The organism is Pseudacidovorax intermedius (assembly GCF_001476815.1).
Classification (GTDB): domain Bacteria; phylum Pseudomonadota; class Gammaproteobacteria; order Burkholderiales; family Burkholderiaceae_C; genus Xenophilus; species Xenophilus intermedius_A.
Window position 1 is genome coordinate 1 of record NZ_LDSL01000146.1, and the last position, 3,245, is coordinate 3,245.

General features: G+C 72.1%; 1 protein-coding gene. It reads right to left on the reverse strand.

The genetic code is table 11. From position 1 onward, the window contains the following. Positions 1 to 3,245, reverse strand: a 3,245-nt coding sequence (locus NS331_RS26795) for a beta strand repeat-containing protein (RefSeq protein ID WP_193758168.1), incomplete at both ends; no start/stop codon positions are given.

The following is a 3,245-nucleotide window of genomic DNA, read 5'->3' on the forward strand; positions in this document are numbered from 1 at the left end:
GCGCTCGCGTACACGTCCACGATGCTGTTCTCGCCCGCGTCGTCCAGGATGGACGCGCCGGCGGTGAGGGCCACCTGGCCCCAATTGGACTGGCCGACCACGTTGGCGCCGAAGCCGGCGTCGATCTGCCCGACGGTGATGCTGCCGGCGCTGCCCGCGGCCACGCGCACGTTGCCGCCCGCGGTGCGCAGCACCGAATTGGCCCCCATGGTGACGCTGCCGCCGGCCTGCACGTCCAGCGTGCCGCTGCCCGCGGTGGCGACCGTGACGCCGGTCGCCTGCACGAGGCTGCCGGCCGCGATCAGGCTGATGCTGCCGCTGTCCGTGCTCACGCCCGCATTGAGCGTGATGCCGCCGGCCGCGGGCACGCCCGTCCAGTTGTTGGCCAGCAGCACGTGGCCGCTGCCGTTGGCGCGGATGGCCGCATCGACCACCAGGTCGCCCGCGCGGCTGGTGCCGTTGTTGACCACGATGCTGCCGTTGGCGCTGGTGGCCAGGCCCGACAGGTCGGCGCCCGCCGCGAGCAAGGCGGCTGCGCCGGATTCACTCACCCGGTTGACCTGCGCCGCGGCGCCGGTGACGCTGCCGATCACCAGGCCGTTCTCCTCGCTGATGTACAGGCCCGCGGCCGTGCTCACCGCCAGGGTGGTGACGGCCGTCTCCAGCGCGTTGGTGGCGCTGCCCACCGTGGCGCCCGCGCCCGTGGCCTGCAGGCGCAGCGCGCCGGCGGTCACGTTCAGCAGTGGCGGGCTGGCGTTGTCCGCGTCCGCATCCACGATGGCGCCGGCCGTGGTGGCCACGCTCACGGTGCCGGCGCTGCTGCTGCCGGTGGAGACGGAGGCCAGGGCCACGCCCGTGGCCGCCGCGATCTGCACGTTGCCGCCCGCGGTGATCACGCGCGTGGTGGCGGCCATGGCCACGTTGGCACCGGCCGAGATGTCCACGGTCTTGCCGGCGGCCTGGGTCTGCACCGTGGCGTTGCCGGTGAGGGCCAGGGCGCCCGAGGCCAGCAGCGAGATGTGGCCGCTGGCGGTGTTGACGTTGCCGCCCAGGTTCAGGGCGCCGCTCTGCGCCTGCAGCAGGATGTTGCCGGTGCCCGCACCGGCCATCGGGGTGGTGCTGGTGGCCGCCACGTTGGCGCCCGAGGCGAGCGTGAGGTCGCCCGTGGTGGTGCGGATCACCACCGCGCCGCTGCCGGCGTTGGCGATGGCGTTGCTGCCGCTGTTGGTGACCAGGCTCAGGGCCGTGGCTTCCTGCACGTAGATGCCGCCCGTGCTGCCGGTGTTGGCGGCCGTGAGGCTGCCCACCTGCGTGTGCAGGGTGACGCCGGTACCGCCGATGCCGGAGACGGCGCTCAGGCGCAGCACGGCGCTCTCGCCCGTCACGTGGGTCGCCCCGGCCACGCCGGCGATGCTGCCGCCGGCCGTGAGGCTCACGATGCTGGCCGCGCCGTTGCCCTCGATGTGGTTGACCACGAGGTTGCCGTTGCCGGTCAGGCCGATCGGGCCCGTGCCCGAGAGGGTGGCGCTGCCCGACATGGTGATGGCGTCGGCGGCCGTGCCGGTGCTGGTGACGGCGATGGCGCCGGTGCCGCCGGTGATGCTGCCGCCCAGGTTGATGGCGCCGCCGGCCGTGAGGCTCACGGCGCCGGCGGTGGTGGTGATGGCGCTTTGCAGGCTGAGCGCGCCGGTGGCCGACAGGCTGATGCCGCCGTTGGCGCTGCTGATGGCCTGGTTGACGCTCAGGTTGCCGCCGACGCCATTAACAGCCCCGGCCGCCAGCGCGATGCTGCCGCCCAGGCTGGCGATGCCGCTGCCGCTGCCCAGCACCGTGAGGTCGCCCGCGGTGGTGGTCACGCTGATGCCGCCGCTGTTGCCGGCGTTGGTCTGCGCCACGCGCAGCACGTCCAGCGCGCCGCCGGCCGCGTTCTCGGTGATCGCGATGTCGCCGCTCGCGCCGGTGTTGACCGCGCTCACGCTCGCCAGCTGCGTGGCAAAGAGGTTGATGCCGGTGACGGCCGTGGCCGTCAGGCTGGCCGCGCGCAGCGGCTCGCCGAACTTGTCGTCGCCGGAGAGGTCGCTGGTGTCGTTGTACTGCGCGATGGCGCCGCCAGCGTAGAACACGGCGTCCTTGAGCACGCCATTGCCGGTGCGCACGTCCACCTGGTTGTACAGCCGGATGTCGCCCGTGGCGTCCAGCTTGAGCGTGCCGCCCGAGATGAAGGCGCCCGGCGCCGTCTGGCTGTCGGTGGCCACGATGGTCTGGCCGTACACCTCCAGGTTGGCCCGCAGCAGCGAGCTCGCGTCCAGCGTGACGGTGCCGCTGCCGGCCACCGCATGGTTCACCCCGCCCACGCTCGCATAGTTGCCGATCACCACCTTGGCGAAGCTGCTGCCGGCGATGCGGCCGGTCTCCGCCGCCGTCAGGTACAGCGTGGGCGTGCTCGTGTCGCTCAGCATCGGGCTGCCCACCTCGATGTTCTGGCTGGCCGTGCTGGCCTTGAGCCACAGCGTCTTGTCGGCGCCGGTGGTCTTGATGCTGCCCGTGGCGCCGTTGACGAAGTCGATCTCGTTGCCCTGCAGCGTGATGTCCCCGCCGGCCTGCAGGCCCAGCGTGAACACCACCGAGCCGCCGCCCACCACGATCACCTGCCCGCCCACGGTGACCGCGTTGGCGAAGGTCACCGTGCCGCTCGTGCGCACGATCAGGTCCCCGCGCAGCACCACGGTGCCGTTGAAGGTGACGTTGTCCGGCAGGTTGGGCACCCCATTGACGCTCACCGCGTCGATGGTGAGGTTGCCCAGCGCGTCCGTGTCGCCCACGTTGCCCGTGATGACGACGTTGCCCGCCGCCAGCAGCGTGAGGTTGTCCGCATCGCCCTGGCCGTCGCCGTTGAGCGAGTGCGAGGCCGAGTTGCCCAGCTGGATGCCCCCCGTGCCGCTCGTGCCCGCCTCCAGCGTCGCCGTGCCCGAGACGACCACCGAGTCGTCCAGGAACACGTTGCCGCTGGCCGAGGTGTTCTGGTTGATCAGGTGCGTCGTATGCCCCGAGCCGTGCACCACCAGCGAACCGCTGACCCGCAGGTCCTGGTTCACGTACACCTCGCCGCCCAGGTTCGGGTTCTGGATCAGCAGGTTGTTGCTCACCACCACGCTGCCGCTGTTGCCCGCCTGGCCGATGTGCACCTTGAGGCTCGTGTCGTTGCCGCCGATCACCACCTGGCCGAAGCCCGACTGGATGTTGGC